Below are 17,687 nucleotides of genomic sequence, written 5' to 3' on the forward strand. Positions count from 1 at the left end.
CCGCAAGCGCCACCGCACAGCAGAGTTAAGTTGCTTTAACACAGAGGTTTTGCGACAACGCTTTGAAAGCGCCCGCTTTTGCGGGATTTGGCGCGGAGGCAAATGCTGTGCAGACTGACCAAAATGTGTCCGCCACAGAGCCGGATTGGTCGCGGGAAGTGCCACGAGGCTTCTGGGATCCGGGGCCCAAGTTGCTGCGCGCGCTGCGCCGATATCAGGCGGCCAAGGCGCGGGGCGGTCTGCTTGGCAAACTGGCGTCCAAATGCTGGGTGCTGTCACACCGCTTCTGGTCAGTGATTACACAGTCCGAGCTGCATCTGAATATGCAGATAGCAGGCGGTTTGCGCCTGCCACATCCCACCGGCATCATTGTGCATCCCAACGCCACCATTGGTCCAAATTGCCAGTTGATGCATCAGGTGACACTATCCGGCGCAGTGGTTCTGGAAGGCCATGTGGACATCGGCGCGGGCGCGAAGGTGATTGGCCCGCTGACGATTGGCGCGGATGCTGAAATCGGTGCCAATGCGGTGGTCACGGGCGATGTGCCTGCCGGGGCTGTGGTTGGCGGCGTGCCTGCGAAGGTTTTGAAAATGAAGCCGGGATACGGTGGCTAGATCACAGGATCGTGTGGCGTTTGGGCGGTTTGGGCTGTTGGCTGACCACGGCCTGTGGCTCGTCTTCGCCGTCCTCCCGGCGGCTCATTGGGCTGCGCCGGAACGCAGACTCTGCGCCACGCCGTATCTGTGCCAGCCGCTCTGCGTGTCCAAACAACGTGCCCGCAATCAGCCAGGTGGTGGGCGTGAGCGTGGCGTTGGGCAGCATATCGATCATGTTGAACCCCAGCATCAGGGCCAGCGGCCCAAGATAAGGTGACAGCCCGCGATCTTCGCGAGGGCCAGCCTGTTTGCGATCGATAAGAGAAAAGGAGGTCTCGTGCTGGAAACTGTCACGGTCAGCAACCCTGATCCAGCCCAACTCACGGTGCACAAGGAAAATCGGCAGGGCCATCAGGCCAAACTGCGCGATGTATCCGGCCCAGCCCCAGACCCCGATCACAATGATCCAGTACCCGTCAGTGACCGAGGTGATCAGCCCGGTTGTTGGGTTGTGGATGTGATTGCGCCCCCAGATGCCCCAGCCAAACAACGGTTTTTCCAATGCCCGATCAAGTAACACGTCCTCGTTCTCGATCCGGAAACTCAGCGAATGCGCCCGCTCTGCACTCACCTTTTCGGCTTGGGCAATGATGGCGTCACTGGGCACCAAACCGGAGGTCTTGAGCACCGGATAAGCCAGCATCATCAGCGCCAGAACCGCAGCCACCTTCACCTGCGCGCGGGTGTTTAGGAAAACAATCAACACGCCAGCCGCCCCAGCATAGACCAAGGTCGCCAAGGTTTTGCACAGCACCAGCACGGCCGCGAGATAGAAGGCGGCTATCAGGTATTTCGCGCGGGTGCGGCTGGTGTCCGCCTTCCACAGGGTCAGCGCGGCCAACAGCGCCGTGAGCACAAAATAGGCCAACCAGATGCCATGGTAGAGGAACACCATCGGACGATAGCCATTGCCGCGAATGGTCTGGCTGAACAGGTGTTGATAGTAGCCGTAAACCCAATTGTTGAGCTGCGGGCTGAGCCGCACTTCGATCAGGATCGGCAGGGAATAGGCCAGCCCGGCAATCATCAGCGCCAACAGCAGATCCCGCTGATCCTCGCGGGTACGCAGCAGGGCACGGGCCATCAGGAAGCCAATGATGCCAATGAACTGGTTGATTGGCTGGGCAATGGCGTCCTGAAAATACAGACCACGCACATAATTCTCGGTGAAGACCAGTGGCTCGCCATTGGTGAACACGGTGAGCACCGGGCTGAAGATCATGATCCCTAGCAGCCAGCGCGCCAGAATGCTGTCCGGCAACAGCTTGGGGCGCTGTGGCAGCACAAAGAACACCACAATCAGGATCGCCAGATTGGGCAGGCTACCTTTGTCCAGTGCCGGCATCAGCGGAAAGTCAAACTCTGCGGGCGGTGGGGGGAGCAGCAAGTAGGCGCCTAGCAAAGACCAGATCAGCGCCCGACCCGGTGACAGGCTGACAAACAGCCGCCAAATGACCACCGGCCAAAGCATCAGCATCAACGTGGCGAGCATGTTGGGCATTGAGGGCAGGTCTTCCTTTGTCAGCGGCGTGGTCGGGGCCACACAAACGCAAAACGCGCGCCATGACTATAGCGCGCGTGTCTCAAACTGTCAGGGTGTGGCGTTCACACGCCGGTGCCGGCCATCACCACGGCCACGGTGCGCCAGACAACCGACACATCGGTGCGCAGGCTCAGCGCGCGGTCATAGTGGCTGTCGTGAATGGCACGCTCGGCAAAGGAACATTCGTTGCGCTCAGAAATCTGCCAGAAGCCAGTGATGCCAGGGCGCATACGGTAGTAGGCGGTGCCCGGGTACAGCGCGGTCTGTTCCGGCATCATCGGGCGCGGGCCAACCACGGACATGTCGCCAATCAGCACGTTCAGGAACTGTGGCAGCTCGTCCAGCGAGGTTTTGCGGATGATGCGACCAATCGGCGTGATGCGCGGATCATGTGCCAGTTTCTGTTTTTCGTTCCACTCCAGACGGGCCGCGGGATTGGCGCGCAGATAGGCCTCCAGCTTGCGATCCGCATTGGGCACCATGGAGCGCAGTTTCAGCATGGAGAAGCGCTTGCCATTTTTGCCAACACGCTCCTGGCGGTAGAACGGCGACGCGCCATCCAGCGAGATGAACAGGGCAAGCAACAGCACAACCAGCGTGACGGGCACAGCAATGGTCAGGACAAACAGGATGTCGAACGCCCGTTTGAACACGCTGCGGTAAACGCCATAGCGCTCCGGAGCGACTTCAAAGCCTTGCTCAAAATCTTCCCGCGAAAAAATCGCCATCGGTCCATCCCCGTAACCCGTTAAAGGGGGCATCTCAGAACTCACAGTCCACCCGTCCGCGGACTCGCAAAAAGCCGCGTGTCGTGTTGGTCTCACCTAGTTTGAATAAGCACCCCGGCAGCAGGGGCTGATCGCATAGGTAATTGCGAATTAGTCCTTTTTGATGCTCCTTCATCAGAAGCGCCCACCCAGGACATACATTAGTCACAAATTTACAGAAATCCACCTTAACTTTCGGATAGTTTTGCATAAGTATTTGAAAACAAATAAAATGACGCATTCGACTTTCGATATTTTTTGCAATCTTGGTTAAAATTTGTGGCAAGCCTGCCGTTTTGTAGGTCAGGTTTGGAAACGGTTGCAGGGAAGGCTTTTTGATTGTTTCCCCTTTAGAACAACTGACGTGGGGGCATCCTTGGGTTGAGGACGAGCGATTCGGCAAAAATCCGCGCAGGAGTGCTGAAATGTGGCGCAATTGTGGCCGCTATTTGCCCAATTTCAGGATCATTGCCGCCAATCCACCGGACACCGCCAGCAGGCCAAACACCTTCGTGAGGCGTCCCAACTTGCGCCGTCGCCGCTGGCGTGGGGTTTCCAGAACCGGAATGGCTGCCACGGCGCGCAGGCGCAATTGACGTTCCAACTGGCCGCGGGTCCAGATCACAGGGCTGCGCATCTCCAGCACAAACACCAGGCTTAGGGCGACCATGACAGACAGCACGCCGCCCATAGCGAGGATACGTTTGCGCGAAGGCGCAATCGGCCAATCCGGCGGCAGGGCTTTTTCCAGCACGGTGAAACTGTCGGTTTGCTGGCTGGCCTCCAGCATCTGCTGCATCTCCGCCTCGGCCTTGCCCGCAGTGATCGCCTGATACTGTTCTTCCAGCTTGGTCAGCTGCCGTTCCAAGCGGTTGTATTGTTGTTCAATACGCGGCGTGTCTTTGAGCGCGGCTTCGATCTCGGCAATTTCGATCTGATAAAGTTCGCTCTCTTCCTGCAGACGGCGCAGGCGCTGGGCGCGCACAGAATTGCCACCGCTGGAAATGCCGACGTTCTCCAGAAGCTGGCGCTGCACTTCCAGCTCAATTTGCTGCAAATCCACCAGACGGGTGCGGAGCGCTTCGACGCCGCCAGGCAAAAGCACCGCGTTTTCCTGTTTATAATCGGCAATCTGCTGTTCCAGATTGGTGATCGCCGCACCAATGCGGCGTTCTTCCCCATCAAAGAACGACAAGGTCTCGCTCACCTGCTCGGTGCGGCGTTTCTCTTCCTGCTCCAGCACATTGTTCACCAGCTCATTGGCGACATTGGCCGCCAGAACCGGGTCGGTCATGCGCACAGACACCAAAAGCGCAGACGGGCTGATGTCCTGGCGCCAGCGGAAATCTGGGTTGGTGATGTGGATCACGCCTGCCGCTTTGCGCAGAAGTTCCACCTTCTGCAACTCACTCAGCGGCGCGTCGTTGTAGAGGCCAAACTTGTCGATGATGGTCAGCAGGTTGTCCCGCGCCATTACCCGCTGTTCCACAATTTGCAGCTTTTGCAGAATGTCCGCGTTCAACGCACCGGGCGAGGTGGCGCCGGTTTTGATCGAGGGCTGCTCGATCTGGATGGTGGCATAGGTCTCATATTCGCGTGGCAGACCCAGCACGTAGGCCAGCGAGATCAACCCGCCGATGACAATGATGCTTGCCCACAGGAAGAACCTCCTGCGCAGCATGCTCAGCACCTCGCCAAATGATTGGAACTTGTCCATGCCCGTCCTCAATATCGTCCTGGCGCGACTCGGATTCGCGCTCTTGAAGACAATTTATGACAAGCGAATGTGGTTATCCCGTGGCGCAAACCGGAAAATTTGCGTTCTCCATACCCGCCTGCGCCCCCAGGGTGACCATGGCGAGCACATGCCCGCCGCCGGTGCCACATTGTCCGGACAGCACGGTGCCCTCGGGCACCTCGCCCACAGAATGCATAAAGCGCGCGGTAAACCCGGTGCTGCGCACGTTGAGCGTGACTTGAATGGTCTCAAAGCCAAACAGGGTCTGGGTCAGGGGATATTGCGCCTTGTAAACCGCCTCTTTGGCGCAAAATAGCCGCCGCGCCATCAACGCGCGACGCGGTGCAGGCACCTCCATCAACCAGGCGCGTTCCTGCGGCAGGCAGATCTCGGCGGTCAGGTCATCATGCAGCGGTGCATCCGGTTCCACATCCACACCCAACGCGCGGAAGTGGCCCTCTGTGCCCACGATGGCGACACAGCTGGTGGCGTCATGGGTGATAGAACCGGTCAGACCCTTGGGCCATTGCGGCGCACGGTCGGGGCGTGTCGGCACCGCTTGCTCCGGTTGCCCCAAAGACTGCATTGCTAGTCGCGCGGCTTGCCGTCCGGCGGCAAACTCGCGCCGCCGTTTTGGCACCGCGCGGGCAATGGCCGGGGCTTCCTGCGGCCACACAACGGCCACGCCACGCGCGGGATCTGTAACGGCGACGGCGACCTGTGGCGGGGCAATGCGCTCCGCCAGAGATTTTAGGGCCACAAGGTGCTGGTTGGGCGACAGGCTCATGTCCGTGCCCTCCGGCGCGCCCGCATCGCGCGGCGCTTGCTCATGGTCTCCGCGCGGCTCTGCGCTTGGTCGCTGACCTCTTCGGCGGCTTTGGCCTCCGGCGCATCCGCCGGTTTCGGCGTGCCGGTCAGTTCCTGCACACGGCCCGCCAAGGCGTTGAGCGTGGGAAAGCGGAACACATCGGTGATCGACAGCTTTGCCGCGCCGGAGCGCGCCCGAATTTCGCGATGGGCCTGCACCGCCAGCAAGCTGTGGCCGCCCAGATCAAAGAAGTTGTCGGTCGCCACCACTTCGCGCACGCCCAGCACCTCGGCCCAGACATCCGCGACCAGTTTGGCAATGTCACCGCCCGCCGCCACAGGCGCTGCTGGTGCGGCGACTTCTACTTTGGGCGTGGTGATTTTGCGGGTCTCTTCGGGCCGAGGCAGCGCCTTGCGGTCGACCTTCTTGTTGGGTGTCAGCGGGAAGTCCTTGAGCGTCACATAATGCTGGGGCCGCATGAAGCTTGGCAGGTGCTCGCGCAGTTGCGTGCGAATGTCGGCTTCCGCAGGCACATCGCCGCGTAGATAGGCCACCAGCCGCACGTCACCTTCGGTGTCCTCGCGCGCCATGACCACCGCTTGCGCCACGCCGGGCACCTCTTCCAGCCGGGTTTCAATCTCGCCCAGCTCAATGCGATAGCCGCGCAGCTTCACCTGATGATCCACACGTCCAAGGAAGTCGAGCTTGCCGTCCGCGCGCCAGCGTACAAGGTCGCCGGTGCGATAGAGACGTCCATCCCCAAACGGGTTGGCCACAAACCGCTCCGCCGTGAGCTCCTCGCGCCGCCAGTACCCACGGGTCACCCCTGCGCCACCGATCAGCAACTCACCGGCCACGCCCACGGGCACAGGCGCGCCCGCGTCGTCCACCACGTAGACCTGCGTGTTGGCAATGGGAGCGCCGATGTTGGCCACGCCTTCGCTCGCGTCCGCCATCGCCGTGGTCGACCAGATTGTGGTCTCCGTTGGCCCATACATGTTCTGCACGCGGGCACCGCTCGCTGCGTTCAGATCGGCCACCAAACTGCCAGACAGCGCCTCGCCGCCCACCATCATCTGCTGCACACCGGACAGCGCAAACCGCGCTTCTTCGTTGGCGGTCAAAAGCCGTGCCATCGACGGGGTGCATTGCAGGTGGCTGACCTCATGCCGGATCATCTGCGCCGCAATCGACGCATCCTCAGGGTCCAGCTCGCCGCCTTCGTTGGCGCGTTTCAGCACCTCGGCCAGCGGTTTTAGCCCTTCCAACACGGTCGCGCTGTCGATGCCGTAATCGATCAGACAGGCGATCTCGGTCACACCGATGCGTTTGACCTGTTCCACCCGATCCAAGGCATCCTCAACGGTGCCAAACAACCCGCTGTCCTCAAAATACCGCAGGAAGGCGAAGTCGAGGATTTCCTCCAGCTCGTCGTCGCTCAGGATGCCGAGGTCGAGCTCAAAGGCGTTGTTCACCCCTTCGGGTTTCTTGAACGCCGGGAAGGCCCAGGCGTAGCTTTTGATCAAGCCAGCAGCGGCGCGCAGGTAGTCTTTCATTGGCTCGCGCGCAATCTCGCGGGCTTTTTCGCGATCCTCGGCCAGGAAGCTGTGCAGCATCAAGGTGACCGTGAAGTCATCCGGATCATGCCCCGCCTCACGCAGCGCATCATGATAGAGCGCAATCTTCGCCCCCACTTCTTCCACGCTTTGCCCCAACAGGTGCGTCAGCACGTTGCAGCCGTTGCGCCCCGCATCTTTCCACGTCTCCGGGTTGCCCGCCGTGGTCACCCACAATGGCAACTCTTTGGACACCGGGCGCGGCTGTGTCATCACCGGATGCATGGAGCCGTCTTTTTTCGGGAATTCCACTTCCTCACCACGCCAGAGTTTGCGCAGGTCGTCCATCTGCTCAAACATCACATCGCGGTTGCGCGGTGGGGTGTTTTCCGGCCGCAGCACAAAGTCATCCGGCTGCCAGCCGCTGGCAATCGCAAGGCCCGCACGCCCATTGGTGAGGTTGTCGATCACCGCCCATTCCTCGGCAATACGCGCCGTGTGGTGCAGCGGCGAGACGCAAGACCCGGCCCGCACGCCGATCTGTTTGGTCACAGCCGCCACCGCCGCGCCGGTCACCGACGGGTTGGGGTAGGGGCCACCAAAAGCGTGGAAATGCCGCTCTGGCGTCCAGACCGCGCAGAAGCCGTGGGCGTCGGCAAATTTCGCGCCTTCCAGCAGCAGCTCGTATTTCTTGGAGCCCTGACCATCGTCATTGCCCCAGTAGTAGATCGAGAAATCCATGCCACCCGCCGTGGCCGGCAGGCGTCCACCGGAAATCTGCGTGGTGGTTTCATCGCCGGACAGCACCAGCTTGAACCCACGCGAGAGCGTCCAGAACAGTTCCAGCACCGAAATGTCGAAAGATAGCGACGTGACCGCCATCCAACTGTCGCCTGCCTCGTAGGGGATACGTGCGTCCATCCCGGCGAAGAAGTTGGCCACATTGCCGTGCTCGACCATCACGCCCTTGGGGGTGCCGGTGGAGCCAGATGTGTAGATCAGATAGGCGAGGTCGTCGCCGGATACGACGGCTTCTGGATTGTCTGCGGATGCCGCAGAGAGCCGCGCGTCCGTGTCCATCTCCAGCACCTGCGCGGTGTGCGCGGGCAAGTCGCGGGTCAGTGCGGCTTGGGTCACAATCACGGCTGCGCCACTGTCGCTGATGTAATGCGCCAGACGGTCGGCAGGGTAGGCCGGGTCCATCGGCACATAAGCCCCTCCGGCTTTCAGGATCGCCAGCGCAGCGACCACCAGATCAGACGAGCGGCGCAAACACAGGCCCACAAGCGCCCCACGGGTCACACCCATGTCGCGCAACACATGCGCGGCGCGGTTGGCGCGGGCGTTCAGATCGGCGTAGCTGAGCACCTCATGCTCAAACACCAGCGCCGAGGCATCCGGCGTCTTGGCCACCTGCGCCTCAAACTGTGCCGCTATGGTAAAATCTGGATCAAGCGGTGCCTCAGTGGCATTCCACCCGGTCAACACCTCGGCGCGCTCTGCCGCGGGCAAGACATCCAGATCAGCCACATTGGCCGCGGTACCAATCTGCGCACAGATCAACTCCAACCGCGCCACCAAACGCGCGGCATGTTCTGGGGACACCCGCGCGGCATCAAAATGCAGGACAGCACCAGCCGCGCCAATCGCCACGGTCATCGCCGCGCCCTCAATCGGCCCGGCCAAGCCGCCGGTTGTCACTGCCAAGTCAGGCATGGTCGGTGCAGACAGCGCCGGATCGCGGGCAATCAAATCGCTGGCAAAGCTGCCTTTGGCATCGGCCTGCGCCACGCGCTCGGCCATGGCGGTATTGGCCTCGGCCACCGTGTCGTGCAGCAGTTCTGCGCCCACACGCAGCGGCACCCATGGCGAAATCAGCCCGGCGGCTTGCGGATGCTCCGCGCCGCGATAGGCCACATCACAGACCTCCGGAAGGCCTGACCGCAGCGCCCAAATGGCGACCGCGGTCAGGATACTCTTGGAGGGAGTCTCGGAAATCTCAAGCGGCAGCTGCCGCAAATCGGCCAGATCACCCGCGCCACGGATCAATGGCAGGGTGGCTGGCACAAATTCACCCAAACGCGCGCGCCAGAAAGGCTCGGCTTTGGCAATCGGGGTCATAGTGGCGGACAGCGCCTCGCTGGCAGCTTTGTCCAAAAGCGGCAAGCGCTCGCCTGCGCGGATCACATGGCTGGCGGTCTCTGCCTGACCGGTGACGTCGGTCAAACCGCTCAGCACAACCGCACCCCGGCCACAGGCGACGGTTACATTGTCTTCGCTGACGGCTAGCACGGCGCCCGGCTCACCCCGGCCCGCGCTTTCGGCCACTTCGGCAGATGTCACTAGCAGCACCCGTCCGGCGGCGACCATCTTGGGTGCAAACAGCGGGTTAAAGTAATCGCCATGATCCAGCGCGCGTACCAGCGCCACCACATCCTGTGCATCGCGGCGGAAATCAATCCGCCCAGCGGCCTCGGGGCGTTTGGCGCGGCCAAAATAGCTGCGCTGGCTCATGTCCTGTGCGCGGGTATTGGCGAGGTCTTCGCCCAAAGCGCGCATCACATCCGGAAAGCTTTCGATGGCGGCGGCGTAACACTTGGTGTTGAGCGTCAGGGCGGTGTCGGATTGCCCAATGTCAAACATGCGCTGGGCGACAATCTCGCCGGTGTCCGCGCCCACTTCCATCTTGTGCCAGGTAATGCCGTGGCGCGGCTCCTGTGCCATGCGCGCCCAGACTGGCGCATTCAAGCCCGCATAGCGCGGCAATGGCCCATCGTGGAAGTTCACCGCGCCTTTGGCGGGCAGCTTCAAAACGGTGTCTGACAACATGTCCAAGTTGGCGACACTCAACAGCCAGTCAAACCGCTCCCCCAGCAGTTCGGCGGCAATGTCACTATCCGACGAAATCACCCGCAGACCAGTTTCGGTGGCCCAGTCGCGGATTTCCGGCGCGCGCGTGACCACAGCGGTCAGCGTGTTGCCAGTGTCGAGCCAGAGCGTGGCGCATTGGATCAGCAGGCTTTCGTTGCCAATCATCACGGCGGACATCGGCGCGGCGTTGGTGAAACTATCAAGGCTCATGAGGAGGCCTCCTTGCGAACAGACAAAGTGGGGATTTTGGACGGTTCGCGCTGCGTCCGGATGAAGAGAGATTTCAGGTAGTGGGTGATCAGATCCCGCAGAAAATGATCCGGATCCCGCTTGGGTTTGCCGCCAATCACACGGCGCAGTTTCCACAGGCAGGCCCCAGTGACATGCGCCAAAGTGGCGGCAAAGGCATAAGCCCCGCCATGGTTCTTGCGGAAATAATGCAGGCGGCTGTCAAACCAGTATTGCGGCATGCGCTGCCAGGTTTTCATGCCGGTAGACACGGACCCGATATGGGTCACCGAACTGGAGCGCACATAATCCGTATGCCATCCCGCGCGTTGGGCACGCAGGCAGAGGTCGGTTTCCTCAAAGTAGAGAAAGAAGGTCTCGTCAAAGAGGCCAATCTGTTCCAGCACTTCGCGCCGCATCAGCATGGACGCCCCCGCCAGCCAATCCACCCGCGTGGTTTCTGCTGGAATCGGCAAGGGGACGATGTGTGTGTGCAACGCACGGCTGATCAGGCCGACCCGCGCCGCGCCTTCCAACTCGCTACCAATCGAATGGAAGCGAAAGGCGGTCAGATGCGGCTCGTTATCTTCGCCATGAATGTAGCTGCCCGCAAAACCGCAGGTGGGCATTTGCGCCATATGCTCTAGCAGCGCCGCGATGCTGCCCGCGTCGGGGAAGGCGTCGGAGTTCAGGATGTAGACAAAGTCAAAATCCCGCTGCGCCAGTCCATGGCGGATGCCAAAGTTGTTGCCCGCGCCAAAGCCACCATTGCGGCCCGACTGCACCACCTCGACGCGGCCCGCGGCCCACTCCGCCTCAGCAATGCCTGCTGACATCACATCAAATGAGCCATCGTCACTGTCATTGTCGACAATCACGATCTGCCCGTCGAACCCGGCCATTTCCCGCGCTGCCGCCTCGGCCGCTTTCAGGGTCATCTCCGGCGTGCGCCAGTTCAGGATCACGGTCAAAAGGGAGGGGCCGCTCATTCTGCCGCCCTCCGCGCCGCCCGTTTGGGCAGGTCTTTTTCCGCTGCGGCGATCACCTTTTTCATCCGGGTTGCCAGTACCCGCACGTTGGGCTCGAGCACCATGCTGTCATGATCGCCCGGCACCTCAAACACCTGCACATCGGGCACCCATTGGCTCCAGTCGTTGTCGTGGAACACATAGGCGCGGTCAGCATCCACAAGCCGCCCGTCGCCCATGTCCCATTTGCCGACCAGCGGTGGACGGAACAGCACCAAATTGCCCTCCCAAGCATGCATCGGATACTGCGCCACAGCCCGTAGGAAGGCCGCCTCGATCTCGGCATCATGGAACTGCTGCCCCTGCGCCTCACCTTCGGTTTCCTCTGTCGGGCGACGCTTCTCGATCTCCCAGGCAATGCGGTTTTTGGCCCAGATCAACGGATAGGCCGCGCCTTTGGATTTGAGCTCCTGCATCTGGATGCGCATCCGGTCCTGACGCGTCAACGGACGGCGCACCGGCAGGGGCGTGTCGAGCATCGCCACCAGCGCGACCTCTTCGCCTTGTGCTTCCAGCTGACGCGCAATCTCGTACGCGGTAATGCCGCCGCCGGAGAAGCCACCCAACAGGTACGGGCCTTCCGGCTGCACCTGTTTCATCTCCGCAATGTAATCCGTGGCCGCCTCGACCAGATCATCATGCGGCGCGGCATCGCCAAACAGGCCACGGGCTTGCAGGCCATAGAATGGCCGATCCGCGCCGATCAGATGTGCCAGATGGCGCAGGTTCAACACATTGCCAAACATGCCCGCCACCAGGAAGAACGGCGTGCGGTGCCCGCCTTCGCCCTGATGCATCGGCACCAGATGGGTGAACCGGCTTTGTGGCCGCGCCTCTGCCTCCGCAGGACTGTCCCCAGTCGCATCGTCACCCAGCGCCGCGTCACCAACCCGCTCCGCAATCATCGCGGCGCAGGTTTCAATGGTGGGCGCCTCAAACAGCACCGAAATCGGGAACTCAATTGCCCAAGCCTTTTTGACCATGGCAAACAGGCGCACCGCAATCAGGCTGTGCCCGCCGAGGTCAAAGAAACTGTCTCGGATGCCAACTTGCTCCACGCCCAGCAGATCCTGCCAGAAGCCCGCCAGGGTGCGCTGAATATCGGTTTCCGGCGCGACATAATCGGTTTCCAGCTCCGGCCGTTCAAAGCTTTGGCTTGGTCCACTGTCCTGATCTGCGCCCGCTTCGGCCTGTGCAATCAAGGCTGCCAGATCAAGCGAGGAGATCACCACCTGCGACCGGCTCCCGCGCAGCGCGGCTTCAAACAGATCGGCGCCCATTTCCGGCGGAATGCCTTGGGACAGATTGTGCGCCAGTCGCTCTTCGGCGGCGGACAGCGGTGCTTGCGCCTGCGCGTCTTCGTCAAAGGTGACTTCCGCCTTGCTCAACGGTTGCGCCTTGGCAAAGCCCGCAGCGGTTTCCACCTGCCGCAACGACAGGCCTTTGACCTCAATGCTCACCGCGCCATTGGCATCAGACAGCACCACGTCAAACCGGGCAGACCCAGCATCGCTGTTGCCGTCGACCAAGGTCACGTGGCTCATCACCTCGGCAGGCAATGCCCCGTGGCGTAGCAGACGGTCATAGCCCACCGGCACCCACAAATGCCCCTGCGCATAGCCGGGGATCAGGTCCATGGCCCAGCCGGTGGCGATGTCCAATAGCCCCGGGTGCAGTTGCAAACCATCGCCGTCAAACTGCGCGTCTAGGCTCAGCCGCGCGAGGCCCTGTTGTGCCCCAAGCGCGGTTTCGCGCAGCACTTTCCAACGCGGGCCAAAGCGCATGTGCGCTTCTTGTGGGGCACTCAACGCGGCACCAAAGCCGTTCTGCTGCACCGGACAGTCCGCCTTGAGCGTCTCCAGATCCAGCGCCGCCGGAGCAGCGGATCGCACCGGCGCCAGCCGCGCTTCGGCGTGGGTTTGCCAGCCGGGACGGCCGTCAAAGCTCACCGCTGTTTGCACCTCAAACCGATAGCCTTCATCCGAGCGGATCAAGCGCAGGCGCATTTCTGTGCCGCTGTCATTCACCCGCATCGGGCGCAGGAACAACAGGTCATGTATCGCAAAGGGAGCGGTTTCGCCCTGCGCTTTCAAGGCCTCATAGGCCAGTGAAATATACCCGGTGCCGGGCATGACCGCATCGCCATCCAGCGTGCGGTGTTCGTCCAAAATCCAGTCTTTGGCAGACAGGCTTGCTGTGAAAATCCGGTTGCCCTGCGCGTCAAACCCCGCGCCTTGCAGCAGCGGATTGTCAATCGCTTCGGTCGGCACATCAACCACATGGCCCTGCCGCGCAGCCACCGCTTCGGCGGCCATGCCGACCTCGGCCCAAAGACCCCAGTTGATCGCCCGCACGCGGGTTTTGTCGTTTTGACGCGATTGCGCGTAAGCGTTCAAATAGGCGTTGGCGGCGACATAGTCGATCTGCCCCGCAGGTGCGGTGGCGGTTGACGACGACGCAAACAGCACCAGCCAATCGAGACTGCCATCCGGGAACAATTGTTCCAACACCTGCGTGCCGTGCAGCTTGGGCGCGAGCACGTCGTCGATGCCCGCCGAGGTTTTTGCCAACAGCGGGCCATCGTCGATCACACCGGCGGCGTGGATCACGCCGTTGATGGGGCCAAAGGCCGCGCGCGCCGCGTCAACGGCCTCGGCCATCTCATCGACATTGCACACATCCGCCGCCAGCGGCAGCACTTTGCCGCCCAGGCTTTCCAGCCGCTCCACGGCGCGGATGCGTTGGGCCACGCGATCATGCGGTGCATGGCCGCGCAGGTAATCCGCCCAGCTATTCCGTGCAGGCAAGCCGTCCCGTGCCAGAAGCACCACATTGGCCTTGGCGTCTTTGATCATGCGCTCCGCCAGCGTCAGGCCGATGCCGCCAAAGCCCCCGGTGATCAGATAGGTGCCGCCGTCTTTGAAGACCGGTATCTCAGCACCCTCCATCGCAACCTTGCGATAGGACCGCTCAAACCGTTTTTCACCGCGCCAGGCCGCGATCTGCGCCCGTGGGGCGGCCAGAATGTCTTCGAGCAGTTTTCCCACCAGCCCATCTCGCGCTTTCTTCGCGGGTGGCTCCACATCCAGCAGCGCACAGGTCACACCGGGCAATTCGCGGCCAATCACCTGCACCGCGCCGAGCACGGTGGATTTCTCCGGATAGGGCAGCGCCTCTTTGCGCACCTGCACCGCGCCGGAACTCACCGCCGTGATGTGCAGCGGGGTGGGCAGGTTCTCGTCGCTGACTGCTTGCGCGAGGAAGAACAGGCTCATCAGCCCCTGTTCTTGATTGCGGTGGAAGAAACTCGATCCCGGACGGTGGCTCTCGTCCTCGGTCAGCAGCCACATATGCACAACGCGATCCGGTACGCGGCCTTTGCTCATAAGGCTCTGAAGCAGCGCGTCATAGCCATCCCGCCCGCGCTCCGGCGCCAGCGCATAGCTGTCCGGGCCAGTTTCGGCAAAGGCGTCGCCAGTGGACACAGTGACCACATCCTGACCCGCGTCGCGCAACCGTTTGGCCAGCGCTGCGCCAGTGCCGCCTTGGTCTGTAAAGATCAGCCAGCTGTGCTTTTCCGCATCACTCAGCTCGGTCTCAACATCAATCTCACACTCGGCCAATCGTGGCGTCCACACCGGCGCATAGCTCCAATCCGCCGTGTCCTCGAGCCGCATCAACAACTCGTCTTGCGCCGCGATCTGACCCTGACCCGGCTCAATGAAATAGCGGCTGCGTTGGAACGCATAAGTCGGCAGCACCACCTTCTGGCGCGGCACGTCGCCCCAATATTGGTCAAAGTCCACATCCACGCCACAGGCCCAAAGCTGGCCCAGGACTGTGAGGAAATAGGCATCATCGCCAATGTCATCTTCGGGGTGGCGTAGGGAGGACAGCACCTTGTCCGCCTTCACCTGCCCATGCATTTTTACAAGCGAGGACAAGGCTTTGCCCGGACCAACCTCCAGATACACCCGACCGTTTTCCTGGGCGAGAGTGGTGATGTCATCGGCAAAGAATACCGTGTTGCGCAGGTGGCCCACCCAATAGTCGGGATCGGTCGCTTCGCTGCCCAGCAACGTGGCGCCCGTGCGGTTGGAAATGATCGGCAGGCGCGGCGCGTGAAGCTGAATTGTGCGCAGGTAATCCCCGAACCGACCCAAGATCGGCTCTAACATGCGCGAATGCGCGGCGATGTTGATCGGCACCCGCTGCGTCTCAATCTCCTGCTCTGCCAGCTTGGCGGCCAAAGCATCCAGTGCCGCATCCGGCCCTGATACCACGGTCAACGCGGGCGCATTCACCGAGGCGATATCGATCTCGTCCGTTAGGTGCGTTTCCACCTCGGCCAACGGCAGTGGGATGGACAGCATCCCGCCCGCAGGCACCGTGTCAAACAACTGCCCGCGCAGCTGCACCAGCCCGAGGCAATCCTCAAATGACATCACACCGGCGAGACAAGCAGCGGTGTTTTCGCCCATGGAATGGCCTACCAGCGCAGCGGGTTTTACGCCCCAGCTCATCCAGAGCTGCGCCAGCGCGTATTCCACCATCATGATCAGCGGCAGTTGCAGGCTGGGCTGTTTCAGGCGCTCTTCCGCGTCGGCAACCGCCTCATCTTCGGCCAGCCACAGAGCGCGCAATTCCTCGCCGCCTTTGCCCGCCAAATGCGCAAAGCCGCGCTCCATCCACTCTTCAAACACCGGCTCGGTCTCAAACAGATCGCGCCCCATGCCGACATACTGCGCCCCGCCACCGGGGAACAGGAAGACCACCTCCGGCGCTTCCGCCTCCGCCGTGTGCGTGAACACCCGCCGCAGGTTGCCGCTCTCCAGGTAGTCCGCCGCTTGTTCGTGACTTTCGGCCACCACCACTCGCCGCTTCTCAAATGCCCGTCGCCCGTTCAGCAGCGTATGCGCCACATCGGCCAGAGGTTGCTCTGGGTTGGCCCGCAGATGCGCCGCCAGATTGGCCGCATTGGCATCCAGCGCCTTGGTCGAGCGACCGGACACTGCAATCAGCTGAAACGGCCAATCGCTTTCCTGACTCTCCGCCCGCACGGGCGCTTCTTCGACCACCACATGCGCATTGGTGCCGCCCACACCGAGGCTGTTCACCCCAGCCCGACGGGGCCCTTTGTGGCTCTCCCATGACCGCAAGCTGGCGTTCACCGCAAACGGGCTGCTCTCAAAATCAATCGCCGGGTTTGGGGCTTCAAATCCCAAGCTTGGCGGCATCTCTTTGTTGTGCAGCGCCAGAGATGTCTTGATCAAGCTCGCCGCGCCCGCCGCCGTGTCCAAATGCCCAATGTTGGTTTTCACCGAGCCAATACGACAGAACCCGGTCTCCTCGGTGGTTTCGCGAAACGCCTCCGTCAAAGCCGCAACCTCAATCGGATCGCCCAGATAGGTCCCAGTCCCGTGGCACTCGATGTAATCCACCGTGTCCGCAGGCACATCCGCAATCGCCAAAGCATCGGCCACCGCCGCCGCCTGTCCGCCCACAGAAGGCGCGAGATAGCCCGCTTTGTCCGACCCATCGTTGTTGACCGCAGAACCTTTGATCACGGCCCAGATGTGATCACCCTCGGCAATTGCATCCTCCAGCCGCCGCAACACAACCACGCCTGCGCCGGAGCCAAAAACGGTCCCTTGCGCGCGGTGGTCAAAGGCATGGCACTCGCCGTCAGGCGACAGGATCTCGCCATCCTCAAACACATAACCGCGCCCATGGGGCAGCTCGAGGGTCACCCCCCCCGCCAGCGCCATGTCACATTCGCCATTCAGGATCGATTGCGCTGCGTAGTGCACCGCCACCAGCGAGGTGGAACAGGCGGTCTGCAACCCAAGGCTTGGCCCATTCAAATCCAGAATGTGGCTCAACCGCGTGGTCATGAAGTCCTTGTCGTTGCCGGTATGGCGCAACAGGAACATGCCGGTGCTGTCCACCAGATCGCGGTTGGAGCAGATGTTGAAATAGAAATAGCTGCCCATGCCGCAGCCACCAAACACCCCAATTGGCCCGCCAAAATGCTCCGGCATATGGCCCGCGTTTTCGAGCGCCTCCCAGCTCACCTCCAGAAACTGGCGGTGCTGCGGGTCCATGATTGCGGCCTCTTTCGGAGACAGCCCAAAAAACTCGGCGTCAAAATCGGCAAAGCCGTCAACTGTGGCGGCGGCGGGCACATAGTTGCGATGCGCCATCTTGGCACGGCTCTCGCCATTGGCCAGAAGCTCGTCTTCACTCAGCTTGCGGATGGAACGGATGCCGTTGCGCAGGTTGTGCCAATACTGATCAATCCCGCCCGCGCCGGGCAGGTGGGCCGCCATGCCCACAATTGCAATATCCGTCTCTGCGACCGGTTGGTCCGTCGGGCTTGTCACCACATCCACCTGCTATTCCATTACGCCTTCGTAGGTCCCCTTCTGATAGGGGGACTCTTACACTTGGCTTAAAGATAGAATCCCATCGGACCAGTAGGAAGGTGAA

The 17,687-nt window shown here is 61.7% G+C and carries 8 protein-coding genes; 1 reads left to right on the top strand and 7 read right to left on the bottom strand.

Annotation, left to right across the window (positions count from 1 at the left end; translation table 11 throughout):
• Window positions 1-107: 107 nt before the first annotated feature.
• Window positions 108-617: a serine acetyltransferase gene (locus SIB92_RS17720; RefSeq protein WP_412553287.1), complete on the top strand. Its 510-nt coding sequence runs from the start codon at window positions 108-110 to the stop codon at window positions 615-617.
• Window position 618: 1 nt separating this feature from the next.
• On the opposite strand, the gene SIB92_RS17725 is transcribed toward SIB92_RS17720, so the two are convergent.
• From SIB92_RS17725 to SIB92_RS17755, 7 genes are all read right to left on the bottom strand, one after another.
• The gene (locus tag SIB92_RS17725) at window positions 619-2,160 is read right to left on the bottom strand and encodes a hypothetical protein (RefSeq protein ID WP_412553289.1); all 1,542 of its coding nucleotides are present in this window, start codon (window positions 2,158-2,160) and stop codon (window positions 619-621) included.
• A 104-nt stretch (window positions 2,161-2,264) separates the two neighbouring features.
• Window positions 2,265-2,930, bottom strand: coding sequence for a sugar transferase (locus SIB92_RS17730; protein ID WP_412553290.1), 666 nt, complete (start codon window positions 2,928-2,930; stop codon window positions 2,265-2,267).
• A 484-nt stretch (window positions 2,931-3,414) separates the two neighbouring features.
• Window positions 3,415-4,686 carry a GumC family protein gene (locus SIB92_RS17735; RefSeq protein ID WP_412553291.1) on the bottom strand — a complete coding sequence of 424 codons (1,272 nt, stop codon included), beginning with the start codon at window positions 4,684-4,686 and terminating at the stop codon, window positions 3,415-3,417.
• Between the two features lie 73 nt (window positions 4,687-4,759).
• Window positions 4,760-5,494 carry a 4'-phosphopantetheinyl transferase family protein gene (locus tag SIB92_RS17740; protein ID WP_412553292.1) on the bottom strand — a complete coding sequence of 245 codons (735 nt, stop codon included), beginning with the start codon at window positions 5,492-5,494 and terminating at the stop codon, window positions 4,760-4,762.
• The gene (locus SIB92_RS17745) at window positions 5,491-10,152 is read right to left on the bottom strand and encodes a MupA/Atu3671 family FMN-dependent luciferase-like monooxygenase (RefSeq protein WP_412553293.1); all 4,662 of its coding nucleotides are present in this window, start codon (window positions 10,150-10,152) and stop codon (window positions 5,491-5,493) included. Before SIB92_RS17745 ends, SIB92_RS17740 begins: the two co-directional genes overlap by 4 nt.
• Complete coding sequence (locus SIB92_RS17750; RefSeq protein WP_412553294.1) at window positions 10,149-11,159, bottom strand: glycosyltransferase family 2 protein; 1,011 nt, start codon at window positions 11,157-11,159, stop codon at window positions 10,149-10,151. Before SIB92_RS17750 ends, SIB92_RS17745 begins: the two co-directional genes overlap by 4 nt.
• Complete coding sequence (locus tag SIB92_RS17755) at window positions 11,156-17,590, bottom strand: type I polyketide synthase (protein ID WP_412553295.1); 6,435 nt, start codon at window positions 17,588-17,590, stop codon at window positions 11,156-11,158. Before SIB92_RS17755 ends, SIB92_RS17750 begins: the two co-directional genes overlap by 4 nt.
• Window positions 17,591-17,687: the final 97 nt, after the last annotated feature.

The organism is Shimia sp. MIT1388 (assembly GCF_047124445.1).
GTDB lineage: Bacteria > Pseudomonadota > Alphaproteobacteria > Rhodobacterales > Rhodobacteraceae > Shimia.